Source organism: Acidovorax soli, from assembly GCF_014207955.1.
GTDB classification, from domain to species: domain Bacteria; phylum Pseudomonadota; class Gammaproteobacteria; order Burkholderiales; family Burkholderiaceae_C; genus Acidovorax; species Acidovorax soli_A.
On sequence record NZ_JACHLK010000027.1, the window covers coordinates 31,096 to 57,583 of the forward strand.

A 26,488-nucleotide genomic window follows, 5' to 3' on the forward strand; every position below is an offset into this window, starting at 1 on the left:
GCAGCGTGTCACTCCATCACCCGGCCATTGCTGCGGTAGATGCCCAGCGTGGTGTAACGCGAGGCCACCTGCCTGCCGGGCGGCAGGGCCAGGGTGAAGTCGCCCAGGTCCACGCCCAGGCCACGCTCCAGCGCCTTGCGCACCCCGGCAGCCGACGGGTCGTCGCCGGCGGCACGCAGGGCCTCCACGGCAAAGCGCAGGTTGATGCAGCCCTCCAGGCTCAGCAGCGAGGGGCTGGCGTCGCCCGCGCGGACCAGGCTGGCCTGGTAGTCGCGCACCACGCGGCGCGATGCGTTCCAGGGGCTGGGGTAGAGCATCGAGGTCATGATGCCGGCCACCTTGTGCTGCAGCCGGTCAGTCAACACGCGGCCCCCCACCACATTGAGCACCGCCACGCGCGCGCCCGGGCCGGCGGCGCCCTGGTAGGCCGCGATGAAGGCGGGCGCCGCCTGGCCGGCAGCGATCAGCACCACGGTGTGCGGCTGCGCGCGCTGCACCTGGGCCACCGTGTCCTGCAGCTCACCGAGCTGGATCTCCGCAGGCTGGCGGCCCGCAAAGGCCTTGCGCGCGCTGTCGAGCCCGGCGCGGCCGAAGGGGTTGTCCTGGTAGACCAGGGCCACCTTCTGCATGCCGATGGTGGGCAGGATGCGTGCAAAGCCCTCGAACTCGTCGCCGTTGCCGGCCTTGGTGTGGAACACCCAGCGGCTGCCGGGCAGCGATTCCTGGCGCAGCAGGTCGGCACCGCTGGAGACGCCGACCACCGGCACCTTGAGCTCCGCCAGCACCGGCTGCAGCGCCTGCAGCGAGCCCGTACCCACCAGGTTCACGAAGGCGGCAATGCCCTTGCCCGCCAGCGTGCGCGCATTCGCCACCGCACGCTCGGGCTCGTAGCCATCGTCGAGGTAGTGGATGGCCACCGGCCGCCCACGCACGCCGCCGGCAGCGTTGATGCTGGCCAGGCAGGCGTCGGCGCCCTTGCGGTACTCCTGCCCATACTCGGCAAAGGCGCCGCTGAACGGCGCCGTCGTGCCCAACTGGATGGGTGCCGGGGCGGTGGTCTGCGCATGCAGCGCCGCGGGCGCAAGCGCCCACAGCAGGACCGGGAGGGAGAGACGGGCAAGCAGCATGGGCGGCTCCTTGAAGCGCAAAAAAACGGACAGGAACGGAGGGGGATGGCGAAGTGCAGCGGCTCAGTGCGCGCGGTCGCCGAGGTAGAGCTCGCGCACCTTCTCGTCGCGCATCAGCGCGCCGGCCTCGCCGGTGAGGGCCACCGCGCCCATGGAGAGCACGTAGGCGCGGTCGGAGATGCGCAGCGCCTCCATGGCGTTCTGCTCCACCATGAGGATGGTCACGCGCTCCTGGTTGCGCACATGCACGATGGCGTCGAACACCTCGTGCAGCACCTTGGGCGAGAGGCCGGCCGAGGGCTCATCAAGCAGCAGGATGCCCGGGCGCGGCATCAGCGCGCGCGCCAGCGCCAGGATCTGCCGCTCGCCGCCCGACATCGACGCCGCGCGCGCATCCATCTTGCGCGCCAGCACCGGGTACAGCGCGCACAGCTCGTCCATGCGCCGCGCGCACTCGGCCTTTGGCAGGTAGTGACCGCCCACCTGCAGGTTCTCGCGGATGGTGAGGGCGCTGAAGACGTTGTCCGTCTGCGGCACGAAGCCCAGGCCGCAGTGGCGGATCTTGCGGTGCACGGGGATCTGCGAGACATCCTCGCCGCGCAGCGTGATGCGGCCGCTGCGCGGCAGCAGGTAGCCGGCGATGGTCTTGAGCAGCGTGCTCTTGCCACAGCCGTTGGGGCCCAGCAGGGTCACGATCTCGGCGCCCTGCGCCTGCAGCGTCATGCCGCGCAGGATGTCGATCTCGGCCGAGTAGCCGGCCACGACGTTGTCGATGTCAATCATGCGGCCTCCACAGCCGAAGGGGTGGATGGGGTGGTGGTGGCCGCCGCAGTGCCCAGGTAGGCCTGCAGTACGCGCTCGTTGCGGGCCAGCTCGTCGGGGCGGCAGCTGGCGACGATCTCGCCGCGGTCGAGCACCACGCAGCGCGTGCAGACCTCGCGGATGAAGTGCATGTCGTGCTCCACGATCACCAGGGTCATGCCCTGGGCGTTGAGCCGCTGCAGCGCGGCCACGATGTCGCGGCGCAGGTTGGGGTGCACGCCGGCGGTGGGCTCATCGAGCAGCAGCATGCGCGGCCGCGCCATGAGCGCGCAGACGATGCCCAAAAGTTTTTTCTGACCGCCCGACAGGGCCGAGGCCGGCAGGTCGCGCACGGGGGTCAGCAGCAGTTCGTGCAGCAGGTGGGTGGCGCGCTCGCGCGCATCGCCCTCGGCCTGGCGCGCGCCGGGCGTGCCGAGCAGGGTGTCCCAGACCCCGTGGTGCGCGGTGGCGGCGGCCATGGCCACCTCCATCACCGACATCTTGGTGGGCATGGAGGGCAGCTGGAAGGTGCGCGCCATGCCGGTGCGCACGATGCGGTGCGCGGCCAGCCGCTCGATGGGCGCGCCGTCGAAGTGCACGCTGCCCGCATCGGCCGGCGTGAAGCCGGTGATGAGGTTGAGCAGCGTGCTCTTGCCCGAGCCGTTGGGCCCGAGCAGGCCGACGATCTCGCCCTGCGCGATCTGCAGGTTCACGTCCGACAGGACCTGGTTGCCGCCGAAGGCCTTGGCGGCCCCGCGGACTTCGAGGAATGCATTCATGGGTGCGGTACGGGTCGTCATGGCATCTTTCGCAGCTTCTCGGGCACCAGGCCCTCGCTGCGCCACAGCAGGCAGGCCAGCAGGATCAGGCCGATGAGGCCCAGGCGCAGCGCGCCGGCCAGGTCGGAGCTGAAGTGGAAGTAGTCCTTGGCAAACGGCACCAGGGCATAGGCGCCCTGCACCAGCACCACGCCGCAGAGCACACCGGCGGTATTGCCCATGCCGCCGATCATCAGCATGGTCCACAGCAGAAAGGTCTCGGAGGCCACCATGTAGTCGGGCCCCGCAAAGCTCATGTAGTGCGCGTACAGCGAGCCCGCGAGCGCGGTGACGGCCGCGCCGGCCATGAGGGCCCGGCTCTTGAGCGAGAGCAGGTCGTAGCCCATGCAGACCGCCAGCTGCGGCTCCTCGCGCGCCAGGCGCAGGGCGCGCCCGAAGCGGCCGTTGGCCAGGCGCCGCAGCAGCAGCGCGCACGCGGCCACCAGCGCCAGCACCAGGGCCAGGAAGGCCAGCGCGCTCCATGGCCGGCCCAGGCCGTCGAACAGCGCAGGGATGGCGCTGATGCCATTGGCCCCACCGGTGAGCCAGTCTTCATTGGTGGCCACGGTGCGCAAAATCTCGGCAATCGCCAGCGTGGCGATGCCCCAGTAGTCCGAGCCGAGCTGGCGGCCCAGGCGCGCGATGCACCAGCCCAGCAGCATGGCCACGAGCACGCCGCAGCCCGCGCCGGCCAGCGGCGACCAGCCAGCCTGCACGGCAATGCCTGTGGCATAGGCGCCGATGCCGGCAAACGCGATGTGGCCGAAGTTGAGCAGGCCGGCATAGCCCGCCTGCAGGTTCAGGCCCAGGGCCATCAGGCCGTAGATGCCGGCGATGGTGACAGTGGAGATCAGGAAGTCAAACACGGCGCACCTCGCGGTCGAACAGGCCGTAGGGCTTGAAGAGCAGGGCCAGCAGCAGGATCAGGAACGCGCCGGCGCTGAGGTAGGCAATCGGCAAGAAGGCCAGCGGCTTGCCCACCAGCCAGCCGAAGTTGAGGTTGGTGACCAGGGTCTCGGTCAGCGCGATCAGCGCCGCGCCGGCCACCGCACCCAGCGGGTTGCCCAGGCCGCCCAGGATGGCGGCGGCAAACACCGGCAGCAGCAGGTCGTGGCCCAGGTTGATGTGGGCGCCGGTCGACAGGGCCAGCAGGCTGCCGCCCAGGCCGGCGATGGCGCCGCTCGCAAAATTGACCAGCCGCGTGATGCCTTCGGCATTCAGGCCCGAGGCCGCCGCCAGCGCCGGGTTGGTCGACAGCGCCCGCATGGCGCGCCCGGTGCGCGTGCAGAACAGCAGCAGCGTGAACAGTGCCAGCAGCACGGCGGTGGTGGCCATGGCGGCGATCTGGGTGTGCGACAGGCGCACGCCGCCCAGCACCACGGGCTCGGTGATCGGCAGGTTGAACATGCGCGGGAACGAGCCCGCCACGCCCTGCGCGCCGGCCACGACCAGCATGGCCACGGCGAGCGAGCCGATCATGGCGATGGCCGGGCCCGAGCGCAGCAGGCGGCGGAACACCAGCAGGTGCAGCACCAGCGTGAGCAGCCCCGTGAGGCCGCAGGCGATGGCGATGGCCAGCGGCAGCGGCAGGCCCCAGGCGAACAGGGCATAGGTGGCGTAGGCGCCCAGCATGGCGTACTGCACATGCGCGATGTTGGGGAACTTGACCAGGCCGTAGACGGTGCTCAGGCCCAGCGCGACGAGCGCCAGGTCCGAGGCACGCAACAGCGTGTCGAAGAGAAGTTGGAGCATGGAGACGGATCGGTGGAGCCGGCCGCGCGCGCACTGCGGCGCTGCGGGCCGGGCATCAGGGGATGCCGCGCTGGTTCAGGGGCGCGGCGTGGGGACTCAGAGCGGATAACAAAACTCAGCGAAGCGGTTCTGGCCAGGCACTGCGTTGCAGGCAGTACGGTCAGTACGACAGGACGCAGCAACGGCGCCAGAAGAGTTTTGTTCGCCGCTCTGGAAAGATCAGCGCGGCACGACCTTGCCGTCGTACTTGAGCTTGGCGTACGGCGGATCGGTGCGCTGGCGCTCGGCGTCGAAGACGATGGGGCCGGTCACGCCCACATAGCCCCCCTTGCCCAGCTCCTTGAGCGCGGCCTGCACGGCAGCGGTGTCGGTGGACTTGGCCTTGTTCATCGCGGCAGCCGTCATGAGCACGGCGTCGTAGGCGTAGCCGGTGTACGAGGTCTTCATGCCCTCCTTGTACTTGGCAGCAAAGGCATCGGCATAGGCCTTGCCCGCGGCGCCGTAGACCGAGCCCACCTCCATGCCCAGCTGGCCCTTGGCGATCTCGGGCGCGGTGTCGGACAGGCTCATCGAGATCAGGATGGCGTACCAGGGCTTGCTGCGCAGGCCCAGCTCCAGGGCTTCGCGGTTGATCACGGCCGACTCCTGGCCGTAGGCGGTGTAGATGTAGGCGTCGGGGTTGCTGCGCGACATCTGCTGCAGCTCACGCCGGTAGGTGGACTGGCCGGCCGTGTACAGCACCTCGGTCACGACCTTGCCGCCGAGCTTCTCGAACTCCTGCTTGAAACCGTGCACCACGCCCTGGCCATAGGCATTGTTGGGCGCCACCATGGCCACGTTGCGGTAGCCCAGGTCCCACACGTCCTTCGAGGAGAACTGGTTGCCCTTGTCCTCCAGGCCGATCAGGTTGAACGAGCTGGCGCCCAGGTCGCGGATCTTCACGCTGGTGCTGGCGATGTTGATGTGGGCCACGCCCTCCTTCACCAGGTACTGCGCCATGGGCAGGGTGATGCCCGAGGAGTACTCGCCGATCACCACGGGCACCTTGTCCACGCTGACCAGCTTGCGCGCCGCGTTCAGCGCCGTGGTGGCGTTGCCGCCCGAGTCTTCCACGACCACGCTGAACTTCTTGCCCAGCACGCCGCCGTCGGCGTTCACCTTGTCCACCGCCAGGGCGACCGCGCGGCGCACGTCCTCGCCCACCGTGGCGTTGGCGCCCGTGAGCGAGAGCACGGCGCCCATCTGCACGGTGTCCTGCGCCAGCGCATGCGCGCCGACCGCCAGGCTGAAGGCGAACGCCATGGGCGCTCGGAGGGTTCGAAATTTCATGGACATGGAAGCTCCGTAGGTAAGTAGGTAGTGGCTGAAGGGATGCCGGCTCACGCCGGATGCACGGGGTGCAGGGGGATGCCTGAAGGAGCGCCCGCGCGAATCGGCCATGGAAGGACAGACGCCCCGCCGCGCCCTTGCACGGCCGCTGGCCTGCCCCGCCTTTTCTTCCAAGAAAAGTAGCCAAACACCACTTCTTTGAAACCAATTCGACTTGCTTAAGATCCAACAAATCATCGATTGGATCCAATTCTATACATGCGGATCCAATATGACAATCGTGTTGTGAAACCGGCGGCCAGTTCTGATCCAATAGCGCCCATGAGATCCCGCACCACCAAACCGCGCGCCCTGCACCAGGTCATCCGCGACGCGCTGCGCAACGACATCCTGAGCGGCAAGCTGCCGGCGGGGCACCAACTGCGCCAGGACGCGCTGGCCACGCAGTTCAACGCCAGCCGCATTCCGGTGCGCGAGGCCTTGCGCCAGCTTGAGTCGGAAGGCCTGGTGGTGCACCACCTGAACCGCGGCGCCATGGTGGCGGGCATGAACGTGCAGCAAATCTGCGAGCTGCTGGACATCCGCGTGGCGCTGGAATGCCATGCGGCGCGGCTGGCCGTGCCCAACATGGTGGAGCGCGACTTCGAGACCATGGAGCGCATCCTCGACGAGTACAGCCGCTCCGACGTGGTCAGCGACTGGGCCGAATACAACCGCCAGTTCCACCTGGCGCTGTCGGCTCCGGCCAACAACATGCGCCTCAAGCGCCTGATCGAGGAGTACTGCCTCAACACCGACCGCTACACCCACCTGGCCATGTCCACCGCCACCGGCAAGGACAAGCCCCAGTCGGACCACTACCAGCTGGTGGCGGCCTGCCGTGCGCGCGACGTCACCAAGGTCGTGACCCTGCTTGAAGAGCACATCGACAACACCCGCAAGGAACTGCTGGCCACCGCGCGCGAGCAGCAGATGCAGGGCGAGGACAGCAACGGCCAGCTGCAGTTGGGCTGAGGATCTGAAGGCCTGAGGGCCTGCCCAGCCGCACCATGGCTGCAACGGCGCCGCATGGGCCGCACCAAGGCGGCGCAGCCTGCCCCCTGCGCGCCCGTGCTGCACCAGGGCCGTGCAGCCTGCCGCAGCAGGCATGCCAGGGAAAACACCGAGAGTGGGTCTTGCTTCTTCGTATATCTTTACGTACACATTGAAATATACGAAAAATTGAAGATCGCCAGCCCAGCCAGGATGCTTGGCACAGCTCTTGCGATGTTCGTATACGAAGAGATATACATATTTACCTCCCCGCCTCGCGAGAGGCTCACCTTCCCTGAAAGAAAGCTAGCACCATGCTCTACTACTTTGCCTACTGCACCTGGCTCAACGACCCCGAGATCCGCCGCTACTGGCCCACCACCAAGGCCATCACCAAGGCCCATGCGGCCAACCACCGCCTGCAGTTCCATGCCGCCGGCGAGCGCAGTGACCGCGGCTGGTGCCACCTCAACGGCGTATCGGACGCCGTGGGCCACAACGCCCTGGGCGTGGTGTTCGAGCACGAGCCCCACCAGCTCAACGAGGACTACGACGACTTCGAGCGCTTCTTCCTGACCGTGCACGGCGAGGACGGCAAGGCCTACGACTGCTGGACCTACCGCCTGTCCAAGCCCGGCGTCGCCATGCGCCCGCCCAACTTCTACTGGGAGCACATCCCCACCGGCCTGGCGGCCTGGAAGTTCCCGGCCGCGTACATCGCCTCGGTGCAGGCCACCTTCGACGCCGCGGCGCCCTGCCCGCGCGCCGACCGCCCCAACCCATCGGCCATTCCGGGCAAGTCCGCCGAAAGCCGCTGATCCCTGCCACGCCCACCCCTCCTGAACACGCGCGCATTACCTTGTCTGTAGCGACCTGAAAGGACATTCCCATGCATTTCCTCACGCGTTCCCTGCGCGGCGGCCTGGTGCTGCTGGCCACTGCCATCCCCTTGCTGGGCCTGGCCCAGACCGCCCGCCCCCTCGCGCCCGAGGTCCTGGCGGCCATCCCGGCCGAGATCAAGGCGCGCGGCGTGCTCCGGGTGGGCTCGCAGCAAACCTTTCCGCCCATCGAGTTCCGCGAGCCGGGCAAGAGCGAGGTCACCGGCGCGAGCCGCGACCTGCTGACCGAGATGGCGCAGCGCCTCTCGCTGAAGATCGAATTCGTGCAGGCCGAGTACTCGGCCCTGATCCCCGGTCTGGAGGCCGACCGCTTCGACATGGCCTCGGGCGGCATCAGCGACACCGAGGAGCGCGAGCAGAAGGTGGACTTCGTGAACTACCTGTTCTCGGGCGGCAGCATCCTGGTGCTGGCCGCCAACAAGGACAAGCTCGACACCATCGACGACTTCTGCGGCAAGGGCGTGGCCACCTTGCTGGGCAGCCGGGTCATCATGGCCCAGGTGGAGGCCGCGTCCGAGCGCTGCGTGAAGGCGGGCAAGGCCGCCATCCGCGCAGAACAGCTGCCCTCGGCACCCGATGCGCGCATGCAGCTCGACCTGCGCCGCGTGGACGGCTACCTGGGCGACTTCCCGGCCCTGGTCTACATGGGCCAGCAGTTCCCGGGCCGCTACCGCATCGTCGGCGGCAACTACATGCTCACGCAGTACATCACCTCCTGGGCCTTCGCCAAGAACCGCACCGCCCTGCGCGATGCGGTGCAAAAGGCCACCCAGTCCATGCTGGACGACGGCACCTACCAGAAGCTGCTCGACAAATGGGGCGTGGGCGGTGCGGCTTTGCCAGCCATCAGCGTCAACCTGCCGGCTTCCAAGCGCAATAAATAAGCCCCTGGGGCGGCCTGCGCCGCCCCAGGGCCTCCTCACTGCCCCGACCGGAACCTCGTGTGACCTCCGCCCCCCCTCCGTCCCCTTCTTCCGCCACCGCTCGCCCGCGCCGCGTGGTGCACCGCCGCCCCTGGGGCCCCTGGATCTTTGCCGCCCTGGTACTGGCCGCCCTGGCCGTGCTGCTGCATGCTGCCATCAAGGCCCAGGTGCTGAAGGCATCGATCTTCCTGGAGTACCTGTTCAGCCGCCTGGTGCTGGAAGGCGCCGTCAACTCGCTGATGCTGGGCACCACGGCCCTGCTGCTGGCCGGCCTGGTCGGGCTGGTGGCGGCGCTCATGCGCGTGAGCGGCAACCCCATCCTCACGGCGTTCGCCTCGACCTACATCTACCTGTTTCGCGGCACGCCCATGCTGATCCAGCTGATCTTCTGGTTCAACGCGTTTCCCATCATGTTCCCGCAGCTGCACATCGCCATCCCGTTCACCAGCTGGGTGCTGCTCGATGCGCCGATGACCTCGGTCATCACGCCCCACGTCGCGGCGCTGATCGGGCTGAGCCTGGCCGAGGGCGCCTACATGGCCGAGATCATCCGCGGCGGCTTTCTGGCCGTGGACAACGGCCAGCGCGACGCGGCCCGCGCCATCGGCATGCCGCACGGCCTGCTCATGCGCAAGGTGGTGATCCCGCAGGCCGCGCGCATCATCGTGCCGGCCGCGGGCAACCAGTACATCCTGCTGCTCAAGTCCACCTCGCTGGCCTCGGCCATCGGCTACCTGGAGCTGCTGCGCATCTCCACCGATATCTATGCGGCCAACTTCCACGTGGTCGAGCTGCTGGCCGTCGCAGGCTTCTGGTACCTGGTGATGACCGCCTTCGCCACGGCGCTGCAGACCGCGCTCGAGAAACTCTTTCCCCACCGCTAGCCGACCATGTCCCAGCCGTCCCCCCATGCCATCGAACTGATGGACGTGACCAAGTACCGCGGCACGCAGTGCGTGCTGCGCCATGTCAGCGCACAGATCCCGCGCGGCCAGGTGGTCGCCGTGCTCGGCCCCTCGGGCGCCGGCAAGTCGACCCTGCTGCGCTGCGTGAACCACCTGGAGACCATCGACGGCGGCACCATCACCGTCGATGGCGCGCTCGTGGGCTACCGCCAGCGCGGCGATGCGCTGCACGAACTCAGCGACCACGAGATCAGCCTGCAGCGGCGCCGCACCGGCATGGTGTTCCAGAGCTTCAACCTGTTTCGCCACCTGTGCGTGCTCGACAACGTGATGTCCGGCCCGCTGCACGTGCTGCGCCGGCCCCGCGCCGAGGCGCGCGACAAGGCCATGGCCTTGCTGCAGCGCGTGGGCCTGGCGGACAAGGCCCGGGCCTTTCCGCACCAGCTCTCGGGCGGGCAGCAGCAGCGCGTGGCGATTGCGCGCGCGCTGGCCATGGAGCCCTCGGTGATGCTGCTCGATGAGCCCACCAGTGCCCTCGACCCCGAACTGGCCCAGGAGGTGATCGCCGTGATCCGCCAGCTCGCCGAGGACGGCATCACCATGCTCATGGCCACGCACGAGATGGCCCTGGCGCGCGACTTTGCCGACCGGGTGCTGTTCATGGTGAACGGCGAGATCGTCGAGGACGTGCTGCCGGCGCGGCGCTTCTTCGAAGCCCCGGCAAGCGAGCGCGGCCGCCAGTTCCTCGCCCATCACCACTGACCACCACAACCCGCGAACAACCGCCATGAACCACCAACCCTTCCACCACCTGCACCATGTCTGCATCGTCGTGCACGATCTGGACAAGGCCGTCGCCTACTACCAAAGCCTGGGCATGGGCCCCTGGTTCGACTACCCCAAGGGCCAGCCCTATGTGGCCTTCGAGGTGCCGAACCAGGCGGCCTCCGACAGCATGCGCTACAAGTGCCTTGACCTCGCCAACTTCCAGCTGCAGCTGTGCCAGCCGTCCTTGCTAGACTCGCCCCAGCGCCGCTTTCTCGACACGCATGGCGAAGGCGTCTACCACCTGGGCTTCGAGGTGGCCGATTGCGACGAGGCCGAGGCCCACGCGCGGCAGGCCGGCGTGCTGCCGACCGCCCGCGGGCGCCGCGCAGACCGCTCCGGCTTCACCTACTTCGACACGCGCGCCGGTGCCGGCGTGGTGCTCGAAGTGCGCCGCACCGCCTGAATTTAGCTTGCCAATTCCGTTCGCCACAATGGGAACCCCATGACCCTCCACCACCACGGCACGGCGCCGATCACCCAGGACGTTCACCAGCAACTGCGCGACCGCATCCTGTCGCACGAGGTCAAACCCGGTGAGCGCCTGGTGGAAGACGATCTCTGCGCCCTGCTCTCCGCAGGCCGCACCCCCGTGCGCGAGGCCCTGCTGCGCCTGCAGGGCGAGGGCCTGGTGAGCCGCAGCCGCGGCTGGGTGGTGGGCACCGGAGCGCCGCTGGCGGTGCGCAGCATCTTCGAGAGCCGCATGGCGATCGAAGGCTATGCCACGCGCCTGGCGGCCGAGCGGGCCCCGGCCGAGGCGCTGCAGGAGCTGCGCCAGATCCTTGCGTCCATGGACGCGGCCGAGGCCGTCTCGCGCAGCGAGGTGAACCGGCTCAACCAGATCTTCCACCGCCGCGTGGTCGCGCTCTCGGGCAACGCCTACTTTGTGGAACAGCACGAGCGCACGCAGTTCCAGTACTGGAGCCTGCGCCTGCCGGTGATCTTCGCCAAGGACCAGCTGGCGCACTCCGCCACCGAGCACCACGAGATCCTCGCGGCCCTGGAGCAGCGCGACGGCGACCGGGCCGAGGCGCTCACGCGCGAGCACATCGCCACCACGATGCGCATCGTGGCCGATGCGCTCGACGAACGCTGAGCAGCGCCGCCGCGGCTTTGTCCCTCCATGACCCTGCGGCGCCTGGCGGCGGGCGACAGCCACCTCTACCCCGGCGTGCGGCTTGCCAGCACTCCGGCCGATGCACCGGCGCACTGGCAGGCCGGCGACCCGGTGCTCATCGAGTTCGCCGATCTCACGACCGGCGAGGGCCGGATCGAGGCGGCGGGGGCCCAGGGCTGGCTGCTGCAGCTTTTCGCCCGCAACACGGCCAAGGGTAGCGCCATTCCGGCCCAGACCTGGTGGCTCGAGCCCCAGGGGACAGGCCTGCTGCGCGTGCGCCGGACCTGATTGACCCCGCCAACGGCTGCACCCCATGTCCGCCCACCACCTCCGGGGCAGCCTGCTCCTGGTCGCCGCCATGGCCGGCTTTTCGGTGTCCGACGCGCTGGTCCAGCGCGCGGGCAGCGGGCTCGATGCCGGGCAACTGGCCTGGCTGCGCTACGCCCTGCTGCTGCTCACCGCACTGCCCCTGGCGCTGCGCCAGCCCGGGCTGCTGCGCTCCCGTCGCCCGTTCCTGCAACTCGGCCGGGCGGCCGGCCTGGTCGGCTCGGCCGTGCTGTTTCTGCAAGGCATCAAGACCCTGCCGATGGCTGAGGCCACAGCCCTGGTCTTCGCCTCACCGCTGTATGTGACCCTGCTGTCCGCCCTGCTGCTGCACGAACCCTGGCGGCCCTGGCGCCATGCGCCCGTGCTGCTGGGCTTTGCCGGGGTGCTGGTCGTGGCGCAACCAGGGGGTGCGGGCTTTGACGCGGGCATGCTGTTCCCGCTGCTGTCGTCCCTGGCCTGGGCCGGTGCCGTGCTCTGCACCCGGCTGCTCAGCGGCAGCGATCCCGCGCCCACCACGATCCTGTACTCGGCGGCCCTCGGTGTGCTGGCGCTGGCACTGCCCGCTGCGCGCATAGACCCAGGGGTCTTTGCGTTGCAATGGCCCTGGCTGCTGGCCATGGCGGGCAGCTGGTGCATCGCGCAGTGGCTGATCGTCTGGGCCTACCGCATCGCGCCCCCATCGGCCATCGCCCCGTTCTCCTACTCCCAGCTGTTCTGGGCCGCGCTGCTGGGGTGGATGGTGTTCGGCCAGGTGCCGCAGGGGAGCACCTTGCTGGGCATCGCGCTGATCGTGCTCAGCGGCCTGTGGGCGGCGTGGATGGCGCGGCCTCGCCCCGAGTTGGAACCAGGTTCGGCACACCCCGGAAGGCGATCCGTGGAGCCATCTGCCAAATCCGGCCCCAAACACGAATAAGGCTTGCCTTCGCACAGAAGCCGCTCCAACATGCGACCTCTTGATGCCTGCCGGCCAGCGCCGGACGTCGGAGCGCAGGGCTTTGCCCCGCTGTTGCAACGGATCGCAGGAGTGCCCCTTGGAGCCATCGCATGCCAACGCTTTGTCCCTCGCCAGCCGCCGACGACCACGGCACCATCGGCAGCGAACGCATCCTGCCCGAAGGCTGGATCACCGAAGCCACCTTGCCCAAGACGCTGAGCACGGGTACCGCCCTCAACTACGGCTCTCTCTGGTGGATGGCCGAGGGTGCATCGCGCGCCGATGGGGCCTTCATGGCCATCGGGATCAATGGCCAATACCTTCACGTCAACCGCAAGGAAGAGGTGGTCATCGTGGTGCTGGGCGCGCAGCCGCAGCCCAGCGGCGGCAACACCGTGAGCCACACCGCCTTCTTCGATGCGGTGGTGGCGGCCCTGAAGTGAACCGAAAGATCCCACGCCCTGGCGGGCGACCGCCGGCCATGCATCTGCAACCCACCGGCCCAGGGCCGGACGACACGAGGACCGATTCCCCATGATGAAGCGCCTGCCCCCATTTTCATTGCCGGCAAGGACGGTGGCCCTGGTGCTGGCGGCGGGGGCGCTGGCCGCCTGCGGCGGCGGTGGCAGCAACGACCCGGGCGCGGGCAACCCCGATGGCAGCGGCGCACCATTGCCTGCGCGCGAGGCCTTGATCGCCCGCGCCAAGGGGCTGGAACTCAACACACCCTACGTGCCACCCCCGGGCGACGTGCTGGAACACCAAACCGCCGGCTATGCCAAGACCCTGTGTTCCGCAGTCTTCATCACCGGGCTGGACCCGGAGGTGGCGGCCGAAAGCGTGGGCTACTTCACCGGCCCGTACGCGCAGCGCACACGCGTGGGCAAGCCGGTGGTGGACCGCGAGCGCAGAGAGGTGCGCATCGCCATTCCGGGCGGCCCGACGCTGGTCGCGCGCCAGCACGGATCGCAGGGCTGCACCACCTTGCCGCCAGGGCAGGACAGCGTGTTCTTCACTCCCAAGGCCGTACGCAGCACGCTGCCAGACGCCGGCACCCTGCCCTGGCCCATGGGCGATGTGCTGCCCATCGAGGTGCCCACCGGCTACGACACGGGGCGCGTGGCCCAGGCGGTGGATGCCCCCTTCTCGCTGCTGGACGCCTACACCACCGCCTTTGTGGTCACCTACAAGGGCAAGATCATCGGCGAGCGCTACATGCGCGGCATCACACGGACCACGCCACTCGAATCCTGGTCCATGGGCAAGAGCGTGGTCGCCACGCTGATGGGCGTGCTGGTGCGCCAGGGCGAGTACAAGCTCGATCAGCCCGCCCCCATCCCTGAATGGCAGAGCGCAGGCGACCCGCGCCAGCAGATCCGCATTGCCGACATCCTGCACATGTCCAGCGGCCTGCGCATCAAGGCGCCAGATGATCCGGACTTCGACCCTACCGGCACCTACCCCGACCACACCTACCTTTACACAGGGCGTGTCAACTCGTTCAACTATGCGGCCACGCGGCCGCAGCAGTGGCCGCCCAACACCGTGGGCCGCTACCGCAACACCGACCCGGTACTGGCCAGCTACCTGGTGCGCCTGGCGGTGGAAAAGCGCGGCGAGGACTACCTGGCCTTCCCGCAGCGCCACCTGTTCGACAAGATCGGCATCCGCTCCATGGTGATGGAGACCGACCCCTACGGCAACTTCCTCACCCAGGGCTACGAGTACATGGCCGCGCGCGACTGGGCGCGGCTGGGCAACCTGTACCTGCAAGACGGTGTGTGGAACGGCGAACGCATCCTGCCCGAAGGCTTCGTCAATTTCGTGAGCACGGTGGCGCCGGCCTGGGCTGCCGACAAGCGCCCCATCTACGGGGGCTTCTTCTGGCTCAACGGTACCGGCGCTTTCCCGGCCCTGCCCACTTCGGCGTACTACATGCTCGGCGCGGGTGGGCAGTACACGATCATCGTGCCCTCGCACGACCTGGTGGTCGTGCGCATGGGCTTCGACAAGGGCGAGCGCTTTGCCGGCGCGGGCCTGCAGCGGGCGCTCACGCTGCTCATGGAGGGCTTGCCGCGCACGCGGTAGGCTCGGGTCTCGGCAAGCCCCCAAAGCATCCACAATGAACCAGCAAGACTATGCCCAGGCCGTGCATGCGGTACTCGACCGCCATACGGACCAGGCCGCAGCCCAGTTACGCCGCGCGCTCGATGCCTTGCCGGACAGGGTCCGCGGGGTGACGCTCGACATCTTCGTGGACCAGGGCGGCGAGGGATTCCTCACGGTGCGCGTGGGCCTCGAGGGGCCGGATCTCTACGTGCTCAACAAGGCCATCGCGGCCCACGCCTGCCTGTTCGACACGACCATGCACGACGATGGGCTGCACCCAGGCCTGCCCTTGATGGGCGGCGACGCCGAATTCCCCGTCGGCCATGTGCTGACCGATACCGCGGCCCGCTGGCTCCAGGTGGTCTGGCAAGCCACGGGGCACCCCGCCAGGGGATTGCCCGTGCGCATCGACTCGCCAGAGGGGCATGGACGGAAGCTGCCAGTGGTGCTGCAATAGCGTCGCGCTGGCTGTGCCAAGCCCGGTGCACTGACCAGATGCATGCCCTGCGAACCGACCGCCCGCCGGATTCACAGAAACGATGCATCACTGCACAGTGAGAAAGTGCCCCACCCGCAACCTCGAAGCCTGCCAGCTTTCAGGCGGCAGCAGGTGTACCAGGGCTGGCTTTGCTGCGCTTGAGCAGGGCAATCAACAGGTGCATCCCCACCCCCAGGGCCAACAGCACCAGCGCCCCCACGCCCCACACGGCCCAGGCCAGCAGCGAGATGGCGCCCGAGAGCGCGGGCACGGCTTCCAACGCCGACTGGATGACCGGGCCGACAGAAGCGAGCACCGACCCGAACTCCTGCACCAACGCAGGTGGCAACCAGATGGACAACCAGTCGGGCAGCACGACCTTGTCGACCACGGCGGGGCCGCTGCCAGCCAGGGCACCCGCGCCCGATACCGCCCACAGCGTCAGCGCATGGGCGCTCCAGCAGGCCAGGGACCACAGGGCCAGCAAGGCCAGTACGAGGAACCAGCTGATGGCATACAACATGGGGAGATCGTCCTTTCAAGATGGCAAGCAAGCCCTGGAGTATGGGCAAGCCGACGAGAAAGAGACAGCAGTCCCGGGCGAAGCATGATTCCGGTTTTTACGAACCTATTTCACCCGCAACAACAGCAAAGAGCGAAGTTTTGATCCATCACCCGGGAGACCTCACAGCGGCCGCGTCAGGTACACCGCCTCCCGCCCCACGATGGGTTCGCGCGTGGGCATCATCACGGTGCAGTCGTCGCACAGCGCGCGGATCTCCGCGGTGCCGTCGGTGGCGATGAGCTCGCCCTTGGCAAAGGTCTCGAAGCCTTCGAGCGGGCGGGTGAAGGCGAAGTCGGGCGTGAGCACCATGCAGGTCTCGAGCAGTTCGAAGCGGCGCTGCGGGCCGGGGGCTGCGCGGTCGGCACGCGGCGCGATCAGGCCGAAGTGGGCGATGAAGTCTTGCGCCACCTGCGTTGCGAGGTCGGCCGCCGATTGCAAAAAGTGCTGGCCGCATTCGACCACCATGGCCACGCCGGCATCGCCCAGGGCCTGGCCATGGCGGCCATGCTGGATCAGCGGGGTGCCCGAACCCAGGCCGTTGGGCATGACCATGTGCACGGGCGGCAGGCCGATGGCCATGGCGGCTGCGGCGTTGCGCGCGTACGCAGGGTAGACCCAGAAGGGCTGCACGTCCTGGCTGGTCGAGTGGATGTCCAGGATGTGGTCGGCCGCGGCCACCACGGGGCGCAGCTCGCGCGCGCGGCGCAGCTCGGGGCTGTCATCGCTGCCGTCGAGTTCGGCGGCGGACCACACGCGGTTGAGGTTGTGCACCAGTTGGCGGCTCTCGAACGGGCGGGCCTCGTCGAAGGACTCGTAGGCCGCCACGTTGGCAAAGCTGATGGTCAGCGTGCCGATGAGCGGGCGCACGCCGCTGTCGAGCAGGTGCGTGGCGGCGACCATGCCGCAGATCTCGTTGCCGTGGGTGAGCGCATTGACCAGCACATGGGGGCCGGGCTTGCCCGATTCGAAGCGGTGCACATAGTCGATGCCGACATTGCCTTGGCGGTAGGCGGACAGGTCACGGGGCAGCACTTCAAACGCGGGCGGGTTCTGGCTCATGGCGGGAGGGTTCAATTAATTGATAAGACAACACATCATTGTCGGCCCAAAGTGCAAGCTTTGCACGCTGCGGATGGCCGGCCCGGTGCGGTGTACGATGCCCGCCGACTGTTGCCCCTTGCCCTGAAAGCACCATGCCCAGCCTGCGTTTCGTCCCCCTGGCCGAAGTGGCCCACCTGCTGCCTGCCGACAGCCCCCTGGCCGAGCGCCTGCGCACGGCGCCCGAGGACTTCGAGGACGAAACCGCAGCCTGGATCACCGGTGATGTGCAGTGGCCCGAGCTGCCCCTGGACACGCCGCTCGTGGCCGATGGCGGCCTGCGGCAGTTGGCCCAGGCCCAGCCCGCCACCGTGGCCCTGCCCCGACGCGCGCCCTACCTGGTGCTGGTGGAAGGCGGCTTGGCCATCGGCGGCGCGCTCACGGCCAGCGACATCTACGGCACCACGCACCTGATCGTGCGGGGTGACCTGCAGGTGCAGCATGCCGTGCTCGGCGGGCAGTGGCTGTATGTGCAGGGGGCCTGCGTGGTGGCCGGCCTGCTCTGGGGCCATGGGCGCCATGGCGGGCTGCAGGTGGACGGCGGCCTCACGGCGCGGGTGGCGCTGTTCACCGACGCATACCCGGTGCAGGTGGCCGGTGGCGAGCAGGTGGAGTTCCTGCTCGACGAGGTGCGCGGCGGGCCCAGCCTTGCGGAGTTTTCGAGCGAGATCGCGGGCCTGGTGTTCCTGCCCGAGTACTTCGATGGCATCGACGATGGCACGGACGGCATCGGCGACCTGCTCGACCGCGACCGGGTGGTGGCCGCCGTGCGCGCCGGCGACAGCCCCGTGCGCGCCAGCAGCGACATCCATGCCGACCTGCCCCTGGCCAGCGACCTGTTTGCCGACGAAGCCATCAGCGTGGCCAACATCCTCGCGGTGGTGAATTCGCCCATCGTCACGCACAAGGAGAAAAAGGCGCCCGGCTGGTTCGGACAGACCGACTTCTCGCTGTGCCGCCGGCATGTGGACGCCGATGGCGACCAGCGCGATGACAATGTGTTCATCACCGTCTGGAAGACCTGGGACTTCTACCTCTCGGTGGAGCACGAGCCCACGCGCAAGGGCCTGCTGGCGCGCCTTTCGGCGGCGGTGCTGCGCAAGCCCATTCCCTTCACCGAGGTCACCACGCTACTCTACCGCGGCTACACCGAGGGCACGGCCGATGGCTGGAAGGTGCTGGATGCCGAGGCCCCGGCCGAGGCGCGCGAGGCCGGCACGAAGGCCTGGCGCGGCGTGCTCGACTATGTGCGCCGCGCGGTGGGCCAGTCGCGCGCCGGCTACCCGCTGCACCACCGCCTGCAGGCAGAACTCACGCCGCGGCGCATCGAGCAGTTCACGGACATCCCCTACTTCACCGAGGAATTCAACGACTGGTGGGACAGCGACAAGAACGGCGACTGGCATGGCGACGTATGGGTGGGCGCACGCCAGCCCTGCCTGCACGAGGGTGAGCCCTATGGCCGCGCACTCAAGCTCAGCTGGGAGAACGGCGAGGCGCGGCCGGGCGACGATTCGGACGACGCCTATGCCGCCTACCAGCTCGACATCGACGAGGCGCGCAGCGGCCCGCCGCGGGTGGAATTCCAATACACCCAGCGCCAGAGCGAGGCCAAGGCCACGCTGCCGCGTGGCGCGGTGGACCACATCGCGCGCCTGCTGCGCCTGTACGCGCAGGTGGAGGCGGCGATCCAGGGCCAGCATGAGAAGCAGCAGGCCGAGCGTGCCGAGGCCCGGCGCATCGAGGCCGCCGTGCGCCTGCTGGCCACGCCCCCGCTGGCGCCCGACCTGCCCGATGCCGCCGTGTTCCCGGTCGAGCTGATGCTGCTGTCAGAGCAATGGCAGAACGGCGGCGAAGGCTATGTGGCCGCCATCCGCGCCCACCAGTACGCCATGGCGGAGCACGCCCCTCAGGCCGACGGTGAGAGCGACGGCGAAGAGGGTGAAGACCCGTCCACGGACGACCTGCCGGAAGATCCGCGCAAGGCCAGCGCCCCCACCGTGCTGCAGCTGGCGCGCGTGGTGAACCGCCATGCCGACGAGGCGCTGGCCGAGCGTTTTCGCCAGCGCTTTGCCTTTGCCCCGGATGCCTTTGTGCGCACGGCCGCCAAGGCCGGGCAGTTCATCGGCCCGGCCTTCCTGCTGGCGGACGGGCGCATGCTGGCACGCATCGGCCCCACCTACAGCGACACCGTGCACTGGGTGCAGATCGAGGGCACGGCCCTGACCCCGCTGCCCGCGCTGCAGGGCCTGGGGCGCTCGGCCGACGGGCAATGCTTTGCCCAGAGCGATGGCACGCACATCACCACGCACCGGGGCTTTGGCGGCCCGCAGATCGCGCAGTGGCCGCTGCCGCACGGCAACGAGGGCATTCCCGAATCCATGGGCCTGGTGGGCGGCGCGCTGGGCCGGCGCTGCGACGAGATCATCCCCTTCAACGACGGCCAGCGCGTGCTGCTGCGCAACCCCACGGGCATCTACCTGCTGGGCGCCAGCCAAGGCGCGCAGCGGCTGCACCCGCAGGAGTTCGACGAGGGCGAGGACGGCGAGGACGACGGCGGCCCCTACACCTGGCCCAAGAACCATGAGGATGCGGCCGAAGGCGAGCCCGCAGGCCAGCTGCTGTCCATGGACATGCTGCACATGGCCCTGTCGCCCGACGAGCGCTTCATCGCCGTGGGCGACCAGGACAGCACGCACATCCTGCTCGATGCAGCGGGCCACCCGGTGCGCACGCTCGCAACGCAGTCCTCCTACCCGCACCACGCGCGCTTCTCGCACGACGGCGCGCGGCTGTGGTTCAACTCCTGCCACCTGTACAACGGCATCACCATCGCCACAGCGGTGGATGCGGCCGACGATGCCGAAGGCACGGTGGTCGATGCGCAGTGGCGTGTCTATGCCTCGGCCACGCTGCCCGGCCAGGTGGTCATGGGCGATGCCGATGGCTACCTCCACGCCCTGGACGACGAAGGCCGCACGCTGTGGCGCCACCATGTGGGCAGCAGCATCAGCGCGATCGAGGCCTCGCCCGACGGCAGCACGCTGCTGGTGGGCAGCTATGGCGGCTACCTGGCCGTGCTGGAACGCAAGGAGACGGGGCTGGACCCCTACTCCATCGGCACCTCGCCCTACACCGAAGTGCGCCGCTGGATTTTCTGGCGCAGCGAGGACGCACCACTGCGCTGGTGAGCAGCCACGCCTGCGGCGGGCCGCTCATACGGATTCGCATTCGACCGTATAACTAGGCGGGAAGCCGCAGGCAGTGCTGTAGCACGGCAAGGCGAACCAACGACGTTAGACGGTTGAAGGCGAATCCGTATCAGAAATGCGGCCCCGGCCCCTCTTGCGCGAGAGCATCCTGCGCATTGCGCAGCGGGCAGACCTTGAGCGACAGGCAGCCGCAGCCGATGCAGCCGTCGAGCTGGTCGCGCAGCGCGGTCAGCGTGCGGATGCGCTCATCGAGGTCCTCGCGCCAGCGCTCCGACAGGCGCCGCCAGTCGGCCACCGTGGGCGTGCGGCCCGAGGGCAAAGCCTGCAGGGCTTCGCCGATGGCAGCCAGCGGCACGCCCATGCGCTGGGCGATCTTGATCACCGACACCCGGCGCAGCACCGAGCGCGGGTAGCGCCGCTGGTTGCCCGCGCTGCGCACGCTGGCGATGAGGCCGCGGGCCTCGTAGAAATGCAGGGCCGACACTGCCAGCCCGCTGCGGCGGGCCACCTCGCCCACCGACAGGTCGGCCGCCAGCTCTGCCATGGAATCGCCGTGTGCGTCGTCGTGCTGCTTCATGGCCTTGCTTTCGAAATGGGTCGTTGACCTCAAGTTAACTTGAGATTCGATACTAGCAGCTTGTCCAACGGATTGCAGGAAACACCCCCATGCCGCAGATCGCCTCCCGCTTCACGCCATCGCACGCCGCCAGGCTGGCCCACATCAACCCCGCGGGCGTCTACGACCCGGCCCCCAACGGCTACACCCACGTGGTGGTCGCGCCCCTGTCGGGCCGCACGGTCTATGCCTCGGGCCAGGGCGGCGAGAACCTGGCAGGCGAGCTCTCGCCCGACTTCGCCACCCAGCTCGCACAGGCCCTGGACAACATGCGCCACGTGCTCGAAGCGGCCGGCGCCACCGTGCACGATGTGGCGCGGCTCACGCTGCTGGTTGTGGACCACAGCGAGGCCCGCCTGGCCCTGTGGACCGAGGCGGCACGCCGGGTCTGGGGCGACGACGCCCCCACGCCCGCCTGCACGCTGATCCCCGTGCCGCGCCTGGCACTGGACGGCATGCTGGTCGAAGTGGAGGCCACGGCCGTGGTCACGGCGGCGCAGCCATGAGGCGCTGCGCCAGCCGGCCCTGAAAAGAGCTGCGCACTGCCATGCCGGACACCCGGTTGTGGCGTACCATGCGGTGCAACGCTCCCATCCGGAGCCCCAACCAGGAGGACCCATGGCCAAAGGCGACCAGCGCAGCAACAAGATGACCAAGAAGCCCAAGAAGGACACGTCGATCCCGAAGGAGTCGCACGGCTCCGACCGGCCCGTGCCGCCCGTGACGGCCGTGATCCCGCGCGGCAAGGACAAGAACAAGTAGGCCGGACCGCGCTCCCTGCCGTACCGAACAAAGAACAGCCCCCGCTGCACCGTGCAGCGGGGGCTGTTTTATTGGCGTATCAGACCAGGGGGCCGGGCGACAGCCGGGCCAGCCAGTCCTCCTGCGGCTCGGGCCGGCCGTAGAGATAGCCCTGGTAGAGGATGTCGGGCGCGCGCTGGCGCAGGAAGTCGGCCTGGGCCCGGGTCTCCACGCCCTCGGCCACCACGCGCAGGCCGAAGTGGCTGGCCACCGACAGGATGGCCTGCACCAGCACACCATCGTCGGCACTGGTGGGCGCGTCGTGCACGAAGGAGCGATCGATCTTGATCTCGTGGATGGGCAGGCGCTTGAGGTAGGCCAGCGAAGAGTAGCCGGTGCCGAAATCGTCCAGCGACATCTCCACCCCCAGCGCAGCGAGTTCGCGCATCTTGCCCACGGCGTCGTCGAAGTCGTCGATCACCAGGCCTTCGGTGACCTCCAGCGTGAGCAGCCGCGGGTCGGCCCGGGTGGATTCGAGCAGCGCGCGCAGCTGCGGCACGAAATGGGCCTGGCGGAACTGGCGCGCACTGAGGTTGACCGACAGGCGCAGGCGCTGCTCGCGCATCACGGGCAGGGCCAGCAGCGCGCACGACTGGGCCAGCACCCAGTTGCCCAGGCCCACGATCAGGTCGGACTCTTCGGCGATGGGAATGAAGGCCCCTGGTGCCAGCAGGCCATCGCGCGGATGCTGCCAGCGCACCAGCACCTCGGCCCCGGTGAGCTGGCCCTGTGCATCCACCTGCGATTGCAGGAACAGCCGCAGCTCGTCGCCCGCGATGGCGTGGCGCAGCGTGCGCTCGACCTGGAAGCGCTGCTCCGCCGCCTCGCCCATGCCCTGCTCGAAGAAGGCCGAGCGCCCGCCCCCCGCCTGCTTGGCCCGGTGCAGCGCCGTGCCCGCACGGCGCAGCGCCTCCTGGGGCGAATCGGCCGGGCTCTGCGGGTACAGCGTGATGCCGATGCTGGCACCGAGCTGGGCCTCGTCGGCATAGCCCTCCAGCCTGAGCGGCTGCAACAGCAGGGCCTGCACCTGCTCGGCAAAGGCCAGCGCCCGGCGGCTGGCCTGGGGCGGCTGGTTGGCCAGGTCGTGCAGCACGATGGCGAACTCGTCGCCGGCCACGCGCACCAGCAAGCCCTGGTCGGGCAGCAGTTCGGACAGGCGCAGCGCCACGGCGCACAGCAGCCGGTCGCCCATCTCGCTGCCGCGCGCATCGTTGAAGGTGGTGAAGCGGTCCAGGTCGAGCAGCACCAGCGCATGCAAGGCGCCCGGCGCATTCGACGCGCGCCCCGAGCGCCACTGCAGGGCCGACAGGCGGTCCATCAGCATGGTGCGGTTGGGCAGGCTGGTCAGGCCGTCGAAATGGGACAGGCGGTGGATCTCGTCGGCCGCGCGCTTGCGCTCGGTGATGTCCTGCTTGAGCTCCACATAGTGGGTGATGTGCCCGTCGGACTGGCGGATGGGCGCCACCACCACGGCCTCGATCACCTCGGCCCCGTCCTTGCGGCGGTTGACCTGCTCACCGCCCCAGTTCTCGCCGCGCGCCAGCGTGTCGCGCAGGCCCAGGCGCTGCGCCGGCGCCATGCCATTGCTGGAGACGCGCGCAGAGGGCTGGCCCAGCACCTCGTCGCGCGCATAGCCCATGCGGGCCAGGAAGGCGGCGTTGACGTACTCGATGCGCCCGGACAGGTCGGTGATGACGATGCTCTCGGGGCTCTGCTCCACGGCGCGCAGCAGCTTGCGCAGTTCGGCCTCGCTGGCCGCCAGGCTGGAGGCCGTGTGCTGCGCCTCCTGCACGCGGCGCAGGTAGCTGCGGCGCGACAGCAGCGTGGCGGCGGCCGTGACGGACAGGATGCCCGTGAGGTAGGCCAGGTAGGCCATGCGGTTGCCATAGCGCGCATCGGGCAGCATGCCGCGCAGGTCGGCCCACAGGAAGAACAGCATCAGCACGCCCGTGCAGCCCGTGAGCCACAGCGTGGCACGCGCCCCCAGGACCCAGCCGGCAAACACGATGAGCACCGGGAAGTTGAGCAGGTTGGGCCCGCGCAGCCCGCCATTGCTGGCCGCCACCAGCGCCACGACGCCCCACACCCCCCAGACCAGCACCAGCGCCGCCTGGTGCCAGCGCCCCATGCGCCCCAGCGCCACAGACAGGGCGCCCATGGCGCCGGCGCCCAGGTTGAGCAGCACATGCGTCCAGGACAGAGGGGTATCGAGCAGCAGCAGCGCCGCGATCAGGGTGCCGGTGACCGCGACCACCCAGGCACCTGCGCGCACCAGTTGCTGCCTGGTGGCGTCGTCCTGGTCCGAGGGCAGCAGGTGGGCAACAGCGTGCATGGTCGTCAAAGCGGTGGCAGCCGATGGTGTGGCATGGTAACGCGATACACCGCGTCTATCGAGTGCTCAATTGCCACAGCCGGCCCCAAGCACCCGCCAGCCCTGGCGGCCGCCAGCACCCGGGGCGCCATGCGGGGGGAACCCGCTCCTGGCTATCCGGCTTCGCCGTCGTCGTCCCCGCCATGGGGTTCGCGCACGCCCGAGCCCTTGCCCCGGGCCTTGGCGCGTGCATCCTTCTTGGCCTGGCGCTTGGCATCCTCGACCAGGCCGGCGGCCCGCCAGGCCTCGAACTGCTCGGGCGTCTCCAGGGTGATGCGCCCCAGGATGGCGGTGCGAAAGTCGGTCATCACGATCTCGGCCGTCTTTTGCAGGTTCACCCGGCCACCGCCCAGCATGGCACCGCGCTTTCTGCCGATGGCTTCGAGCAGCTCATCGTCCTGCATGGTCGCCACCGCGCCCACGGGCAGGCCGAGCTTGTAGCGCGCCTCCAGCTCGGGCACATAGTGCCGCTGCAGGCGGCGCAGCAGTTCCAGCGCCACCAGTTCCTCGTCGTAGGCATTGCGGCCCACGGCGCCGCTGGCGGCCAGGTTGTAGCCGCTCTCGGGCACGATGATGCGCGGCCACAGCATGCCGGGCGTGTCCCAGAGGTAGAAGTCGTCGGCCAGCGTGATGCGCTGCTCGATCTTGGTGATGCCGGCCTCGTCGCCGGTCTTGGCCTGGCGCTTGTTGGTCAGGGTGTTGATCAAGGTGGACTTGCCCACATTGGGCACGCCGCAGATCAGCACACGCATGGGCTTGGCCATGCCGCCCCGGTTGGGCGCCAGGCGGTGGCAGCCGTCGATGAGCTTGCGCGCGGGCGCAGCCTCCGAGGCATCGAGCGGAATCGCCGCGGTATCGCTCTGGGCGTTGTACCAGTCGAGCCACAGCGCCGTGCGCGCGGCATCGGCCACGTCCTGCTTGTTGAGCACCTTGAGCGTGGGCTTGTGGCCCGTGAGCTCGGCCAGCAGCGGGTTGGCGCTGGAGCCGGGCAGGCGCGCGTCCAGCACCTCGATCACCACATCAATGTCCTTGATGCGTTCGGTGATGGCTTTCTTGGTCAGGTGCATGTGACCGGGGAACCACTGGATGGCCATGCGGGGGTACTTTCTTGTGTTTCTATGCGGAATCAGGGTGGGAAGGATAATCGGGCTGGGGCCCCGCCGACTTTTGGGCCCATTTTTCTGTCCTTCGCCATGCCAACCAACGACAACAACACCCCGCGCAATTCCCAGCAGGCCAAGGCCGACAAGGAGATGCTTTTCAAGGGCATCACCTGCGCCCTCATCGGGCTGGTGATCCTGCTGGCGCCCTACGTGGCGCGCTCGGGTGGCGTGCGCGACTTGATGGCCCAGGCCACGCTGGTGGGCTGGTTCGCTCTGGTGCTGGGCGGGGCCTTCATCGTGAACTACCTGCTGCGCCGGGCCAGGCGCCAGCGCTGATGGGCGCCGGCACGCTGCACGTGGCCCCGGTCGATGCGGCCCGGGCGATGTTCGCACAGGTGCAGCAGCAGGCTGCGGCGGTGGGCATCACCCTGCGCGAGCCCCCGCCGGAGCCTACCAGTTGTTGTGGGCGGGGGTGCAATGGGTGTGTGTGGGAGGGTTTTTTTGCTGCTGCTGACTACTGGCGCGAGGAGGCGTTGTTGCAGTTGGGGTGATGGCGTTGTTACTGTCCAAGTGTTCCAGCGGCCTGGGTTTGTAGTGACTGCATGCTTTCATTGAGGGCGGGAGCCGGGGTATGCGCCCGGCGGCGCACCTACTGTTCTTTTGCTTCGCCAAAAGAAAGTAGGCAAAGAAAAGGCGACCCCGCTGCCCGTGTCCCTTCGCTTCGCTACGGGCAGCCTGCGATGCTCGAAGCTGGGGTGCGCCTCGGAACTCGCTTCGTTCTTCGAACTCCGCTCAAACATCTGCGGCGAATCAGATGACGAAGCGTGTGTGTCCTGCGGCACACACGCCACCCCAGCTTCTGCGCTTCTCGGCACGGTCAGAAGGGGGTGGATACCAATACGGGCCATTGCTTCGCTCGGCCCCATTGCGCCTCGCTGCGCTGCAGCGTCGGCAGCGCGCAGCGCGTAACCGACACCCGGCGCAGCTGCGAAAGCAGCAGCCGTCTTTGACCCCGCGCCCCACCCCTTCTGGCTGCGCCGAGAAGCGCAGGAGCTGGGGTGGGCGTGTGTGCCGAAGGACACACACGCTTCGTTGTCTGGCTCGTCGATGCTGTCTGAGCGGAGTTCGAAGAACGAAGCGAGTTCATCGACGTCCACCCCAGATCCGAGCATCGCAGGCTGCCCCCATTCGCCCGACAGGGCGAATGGGGGACGCAGACTGGGGGGTCGCCTTTTCTTTGCCTTCTTTCTTTTGGAGGGTGTAGAAGAAACCTATTTGAGCCGCCCCAAGAGCATGCGGGCCTGCGCCAGCCAGACCCACGCTGCAGCGTAGAACGGCTTGCGCTC

Annotated in this window: 28 protein-coding genes; 17 read left to right on the plus strand and 11 right to left on the minus strand. The window is 68.7% G+C overall.

Annotation, left to right across the window (positions count from 1 at the left end):
• Window positions 1–8: 8 nt before the first annotated feature.
• The 6 genes from HNP48_RS33560 to HNP48_RS33585 form a co-directional block, all read right to left on the minus strand.
• Entirely contained in the window at window positions 9–1,127 is a 1,119-nt protein-coding gene (locus tag HNP48_RS33560) for an ABC transporter substrate-binding protein (RefSeq protein WP_184865656.1), read from the minus strand.
• A 63-nt stretch (window positions 1,128–1,190) separates the two neighbouring features.
• Window positions 1,191–1,910, minus strand: coding sequence for an ABC transporter ATP-binding protein (locus tag HNP48_RS33565; RefSeq protein ID WP_184865658.1), 720 nt, complete (start codon window positions 1,908–1,910; stop codon window positions 1,191–1,193).
• Window positions 1,907–2,707, minus strand: a complete 801-nt coding sequence (locus tag HNP48_RS33570) for an ABC transporter ATP-binding protein (RefSeq protein ID WP_184865718.1) — start codon at window positions 2,705–2,707, stop codon at window positions 1,907–1,909. Before HNP48_RS33570 ends, HNP48_RS33565 begins: the two co-directional genes overlap by 4 nt.
• Window positions 2,708–2,724: 17 nt before the next feature.
• The gene (locus tag HNP48_RS33575; protein WP_184865659.1) at window positions 2,725–3,612 is read right to left on the minus strand and encodes a branched-chain amino acid ABC transporter permease; all 888 of its coding nucleotides are present in this window, start codon (window positions 3,610–3,612) and stop codon (window positions 2,725–2,727) included.
• Window positions 3,605–4,498 carry a branched-chain amino acid ABC transporter permease gene (locus HNP48_RS33580; protein ID WP_184865661.1) on the minus strand — a complete coding sequence of 298 codons (894 nt, stop codon included), beginning with the start codon at window positions 4,496–4,498 and terminating at the stop codon, window positions 3,605–3,607. Before HNP48_RS33580 ends, HNP48_RS33575 begins: the two co-directional genes overlap by 8 nt.
• Window positions 4,499–4,717: 219 nt before the next feature.
• The gene (locus HNP48_RS33585) at window positions 4,718–5,827 is read right to left on the minus strand and encodes an ABC transporter substrate-binding protein (RefSeq protein WP_184865721.1); all 1,110 of its coding nucleotides are present in this window, start codon (window positions 5,825–5,827) and stop codon (window positions 4,718–4,720) included.
• Between the two features lie 321 nt (window positions 5,828–6,148).
• On the opposite strand from HNP48_RS33585, the gene HNP48_RS33590 reads away from it, so the two are divergent.
• The 12 genes from HNP48_RS33590 to HNP48_RS33645 all read left to right on the plus strand — a co-directional run bounded on the left by HNP48_RS33590 (window position 6,149) and on the right by HNP48_RS33645 (window position 15,355).
• The gene (locus tag HNP48_RS33590; RefSeq protein WP_184865663.1) at window positions 6,149–6,841 is read left to right on the plus strand and encodes a GntR family transcriptional regulator; all 693 of its coding nucleotides are present in this window, start codon (window positions 6,149–6,151) and stop codon (window positions 6,839–6,841) included.
• Window positions 6,842–7,173: 332 nt separating this feature from the next.
• The gene (locus HNP48_RS33595; protein ID WP_184865665.1) at window positions 7,174–7,677 is read left to right on the plus strand and encodes a gamma-glutamylcyclotransferase family protein; all 504 of its coding nucleotides are present in this window, start codon (window positions 7,174–7,176) and stop codon (window positions 7,675–7,677) included.
• A gap of 71 nt (window positions 7,678–7,748) precedes the next feature.
• Entirely contained in the window at window positions 7,749–8,642 is an 894-nt protein-coding gene (locus HNP48_RS33600; protein ID WP_184865668.1) for an ABC transporter substrate-binding protein, read from the plus strand.
• A gap of 59 nt (window positions 8,643–8,701) precedes the next feature.
• Window positions 8,702–9,565, plus strand: coding sequence for an amino acid ABC transporter permease (locus tag HNP48_RS33605; protein WP_184865670.1), 864 nt, complete (start codon window positions 8,702–8,704; stop codon window positions 9,563–9,565).
• 6 nt (window positions 9,566–9,571) lie between these two features.
• On the plus strand, window positions 9,572–10,348 hold the full coding sequence (locus HNP48_RS33610) for an amino acid ABC transporter ATP-binding protein (RefSeq protein ID WP_184865672.1): 777 nt from the start codon (window positions 9,572–9,574) through the stop codon (window positions 10,346–10,348).
• Between the two features lie 25 nt (window positions 10,349–10,373).
• Complete coding sequence (locus HNP48_RS33615) at window positions 10,374–10,817, plus strand: VOC family protein (protein ID WP_184865675.1); 444 nt, start codon at window positions 10,374–10,376, stop codon at window positions 10,815–10,817.
• A 39-nt stretch (window positions 10,818–10,856) separates the two neighbouring features.
• Complete coding sequence (locus HNP48_RS33620) at window positions 10,857–11,507, plus strand: GntR family transcriptional regulator (protein ID WP_184865677.1); 651 nt, start codon at window positions 10,857–10,859, stop codon at window positions 11,505–11,507.
• Between the two features lie 27 nt (window positions 11,508–11,534).
• Window positions 11,535–11,816: a hypothetical protein gene (locus HNP48_RS33625; protein WP_184865679.1), complete on the plus strand. Its 282-nt coding sequence runs from the start codon at window positions 11,535–11,537 to the stop codon at window positions 11,814–11,816.
• A gap of 25 nt (window positions 11,817–11,841) precedes the next feature.
• Window positions 11,842–12,768, plus strand: coding sequence for a DMT family transporter (locus HNP48_RS33630; RefSeq protein ID WP_184865682.1), 927 nt, complete (start codon window positions 11,842–11,844; stop codon window positions 12,766–12,768).
• Between the two features lie 131 nt (window positions 12,769–12,899).
• A complete protein-coding gene (locus tag HNP48_RS33635; protein WP_184865685.1) occupies window positions 12,900–13,232 on the plus strand; it encodes a hypothetical protein in 333 nt (110 codons plus the stop codon).
• 91 nt (window positions 13,233–13,323) lie between these two features.
• On the plus strand, window positions 13,324–14,877 hold the full coding sequence (locus HNP48_RS33640) for a serine hydrolase (protein ID WP_260420480.1): 1,554 nt from the start codon (window positions 13,324–13,326) through the stop codon (window positions 14,875–14,877).
• A gap of 34 nt (window positions 14,878–14,911) precedes the next feature.
• Window positions 14,912–15,355, plus strand: a complete 444-nt coding sequence (locus tag HNP48_RS33645; RefSeq protein WP_184865687.1) for a DUF6389 family protein — start codon at window positions 14,912–14,914, stop codon at window positions 15,353–15,355.
• Window positions 15,356–15,494: 139 nt separating this feature from the next.
• Here HNP48_RS33645 and HNP48_RS33650 read toward each other — a convergent pair whose 3' ends face one another.
• Window positions 15,495–15,899 carry a hypothetical protein gene (locus HNP48_RS33650; RefSeq protein WP_184865690.1) on the minus strand — a complete coding sequence of 135 codons (405 nt, stop codon included), beginning with the start codon at window positions 15,897–15,899 and terminating at the stop codon, window positions 15,495–15,497.
• 162 nt (window positions 15,900–16,061) lie between these two features.
• Window positions 16,062–17,000: a succinylglutamate desuccinylase/aspartoacylase family protein gene (locus HNP48_RS33655; RefSeq protein WP_184865694.1), complete on the minus strand. Its 939-nt coding sequence runs from the start codon at window positions 16,998–17,000 to the stop codon at window positions 16,062–16,064.
• 134 nt (window positions 17,001–17,134) lie between these two features.
• Here HNP48_RS33655 and HNP48_RS33660 point away from each other — a divergent pair, with 134 nt between their 5' ends.
• Window positions 17,135–20,230 carry a WD40 repeat domain-containing protein gene (locus HNP48_RS33660; RefSeq protein ID WP_184865697.1) on the plus strand — a complete coding sequence of 1,032 codons (3,096 nt, stop codon included), beginning with the start codon at window positions 17,135–17,137 and terminating at the stop codon, window positions 20,228–20,230.
• A 130-nt stretch (window positions 20,231–20,360) separates the two neighbouring features.
• Here the strand turns inward: HNP48_RS33660 and soxR are convergent, their stop codons facing one another.
• Window positions 20,361–20,828, minus strand: a complete 468-nt coding sequence (gene soxR / locus HNP48_RS33665) for a redox-sensitive transcriptional activator SoxR (RefSeq protein ID WP_260420481.1) — start codon at window positions 20,826–20,828, stop codon at window positions 20,361–20,363.
• A gap of 89 nt (window positions 20,829–20,917) precedes the next feature.
• Here soxR and HNP48_RS33670 point away from each other — a divergent pair, with 89 nt between their 5' ends.
• Both HNP48_RS33670 and HNP48_RS33675 read left to right on the plus strand, forming a co-directional pair.
• A complete protein-coding gene (locus HNP48_RS33670; RefSeq protein ID WP_184865699.1) occupies window positions 20,918–21,373 on the plus strand; it encodes a RidA family protein in 456 nt (151 codons plus the stop codon).
• Between the two features lie 112 nt (window positions 21,374–21,485).
• Entirely contained in the window at window positions 21,486–21,629 is a 144-nt protein-coding gene (locus HNP48_RS33675; RefSeq protein ID WP_184865702.1) for a hypothetical protein, read from the plus strand.
• Between the two features lie 79 nt (window positions 21,630–21,708).
• Here HNP48_RS33675 and HNP48_RS33680 read toward each other — a convergent pair whose 3' ends face one another.
• Both HNP48_RS33680 and ylqF read right to left on the minus strand, forming a co-directional pair.
• Window positions 21,709–24,000 (minus strand): bifunctional diguanylate cyclase/phosphodiesterase, encoded by a 2,292-nt coding sequence (locus HNP48_RS33680; RefSeq protein WP_184865704.1) that lies wholly within the window; start codon window positions 23,998–24,000, stop codon window positions 21,709–21,711.
• Between the two features lie 152 nt (window positions 24,001–24,152).
• Window positions 24,153–25,133 carry a ribosome biogenesis GTPase YlqF gene (gene ylqF, locus HNP48_RS33685; protein WP_184865706.1) on the minus strand — a complete coding sequence of 327 codons (981 nt, stop codon included), beginning with the start codon at window positions 25,131–25,133 and terminating at the stop codon, window positions 24,153–24,155.
• A gap of 99 nt (window positions 25,134–25,232) precedes the next feature.
• Here ylqF and HNP48_RS33690 point away from each other — a divergent pair, with 99 nt between their 5' ends.
• Window positions 25,233–25,478, plus strand: coding sequence for a hypothetical protein (locus HNP48_RS33690; RefSeq protein ID WP_184865709.1), 246 nt, complete (start codon window positions 25,233–25,235; stop codon window positions 25,476–25,478).
• Window positions 25,478–25,693 (plus strand): oxidoreductase-like domain-containing protein, encoded by a 216-nt coding sequence (locus tag HNP48_RS33695; RefSeq protein WP_260420482.1) that lies wholly within the window; start codon window positions 25,478–25,480, stop codon window positions 25,691–25,693. Before HNP48_RS33690 ends, HNP48_RS33695 begins: the two co-directional genes overlap by 1 nt.
• The last annotated feature ends 795 nt before the right edge of the window (window positions 25,694–26,488 follow it).

Bases quoted from the DNA above. Each gene is read 5' to 3' on its own strand.
- soxR (WP_260420481.1), bottom strand. From the start codon at position 20,828: ATGAAGCAGCACGACGACGCACACGGCGATTCCATGGCAGAGCTGGCG.
- HNP48_RS33625 (WP_184865679.1), top strand. From the start codon at position 11,535: ATGACCCTGCGGCGCCTGGCGGCGGGCGACAGCCACCTCTACCCCGGC.
- HNP48_RS33585 (WP_184865721.1), bottom strand. From the start codon at position 5,827: ATGAAATTTCGAACCCTCCGAGCGCCCATGGCGTTCGCCTTCAGCCTG.
- HNP48_RS33680 (WP_184865704.1), bottom strand. From the start codon at position 24,000: ATGCACGCTGTTGCCCACCTGCTGCCCTCGGACCAGGACGACGCCACC.
- HNP48_RS33635 (WP_184865685.1), top strand. From the start codon at position 12,900: ATGCCAACGCTTTGTCCCTCGCCAGCCGCCGACGACCACGGCACCATC.
- HNP48_RS33620 (WP_184865677.1), top strand. From the start codon at position 10,857: ATGACCCTCCACCACCACGGCACGGCGCCGATCACCCAGGACGTTCAC.
- HNP48_RS33690 (WP_184865709.1), top strand. From the start codon at position 25,233: ATGCCAACCAACGACAACAACACCCCGCGCAATTCCCAGCAGGCCAAG.
- HNP48_RS33655 (WP_184865694.1), bottom strand. From the start codon at position 17,000: ATGAGCCAGAACCCGCCCGCGTTTGAAGTGCTGCCCCGTGACCTGTCC.
- HNP48_RS33570 (WP_184865718.1), bottom strand. From the start codon at position 2,707: ATGAATGCATTCCTCGAAGTCCGCGGGGCCGCCAAGGCCTTCGGCGGC.
- HNP48_RS33615 (WP_184865675.1), top strand. From the start codon at position 10,374: ATGAACCACCAACCCTTCCACCACCTGCACCATGTCTGCATCGTCGTG.
- HNP48_RS33630 (WP_184865682.1), top strand. From the start codon at position 11,842: ATGTCCGCCCACCACCTCCGGGGCAGCCTGCTCCTGGTCGCCGCCATG.
- HNP48_RS33675 (WP_184865702.1), top strand. From the start codon at position 21,486: ATGGCCAAAGGCGACCAGCGCAGCAACAAGATGACCAAGAAGCCCAAG.
- HNP48_RS33670 (WP_184865699.1), top strand. From the start codon at position 20,918: ATGCCGCAGATCGCCTCCCGCTTCACGCCATCGCACGCCGCCAGGCTG.
- HNP48_RS33590 (WP_184865663.1), top strand. From the start codon at position 6,149: ATGAGATCCCGCACCACCAAACCGCGCGCCCTGCACCAGGTCATCCGC.
- HNP48_RS33560 (WP_184865656.1), bottom strand. From the start codon at position 1,127: ATGCTGCTTGCCCGTCTCTCCCTCCCGGTCCTGCTGTGGGCGCTTGCG.
- HNP48_RS33565 (WP_184865658.1), bottom strand. From the start codon at position 1,910: ATGATTGACATCGACAACGTCGTGGCCGGCTACTCGGCCGAGATCGAC.
- HNP48_RS33640 (WP_260420480.1), top strand. From the start codon at position 13,324: ATGATGAAGCGCCTGCCCCCATTTTCATTGCCGGCAAGGACGGTGGCC.
- HNP48_RS33660 (WP_184865697.1), top strand. From the start codon at position 17,135: ATGCCCAGCCTGCGTTTCGTCCCCCTGGCCGAAGTGGCCCACCTGCTG.
- HNP48_RS33580 (WP_184865661.1), bottom strand. From the start codon at position 4,498: ATGCTCCAACTTCTCTTCGACACGCTGTTGCGTGCCTCGGACCTGGCG.
- HNP48_RS33650 (WP_184865690.1), bottom strand. From the start codon at position 15,899: ATGTTGTATGCCATCAGCTGGTTCCTCGTACTGGCCTTGCTGGCCCTG.
- HNP48_RS33645 (WP_184865687.1), top strand. From the start codon at position 14,912: ATGAACCAGCAAGACTATGCCCAGGCCGTGCATGCGGTACTCGACCGC.
- HNP48_RS33600 (WP_184865668.1), top strand. From the start codon at position 7,749: ATGCATTTCCTCACGCGTTCCCTGCGCGGCGGCCTGGTGCTGCTGGCC.
- ylqF (WP_184865706.1), bottom strand. From the start codon at position 25,133: ATGGCCATCCAGTGGTTCCCCGGTCACATGCACCTGACCAAGAAAGCC.
- HNP48_RS33595 (WP_184865665.1), top strand. From the start codon at position 7,174: ATGCTCTACTACTTTGCCTACTGCACCTGGCTCAACGACCCCGAGATC.
- HNP48_RS33610 (WP_184865672.1), top strand. From the start codon at position 9,572: ATGTCCCAGCCGTCCCCCCATGCCATCGAACTGATGGACGTGACCAAG.
- HNP48_RS33695 (WP_260420482.1), top strand. From the start codon at position 25,478: ATGGGCGCCGGCACGCTGCACGTGGCCCCGGTCGATGCGGCCCGGGCG.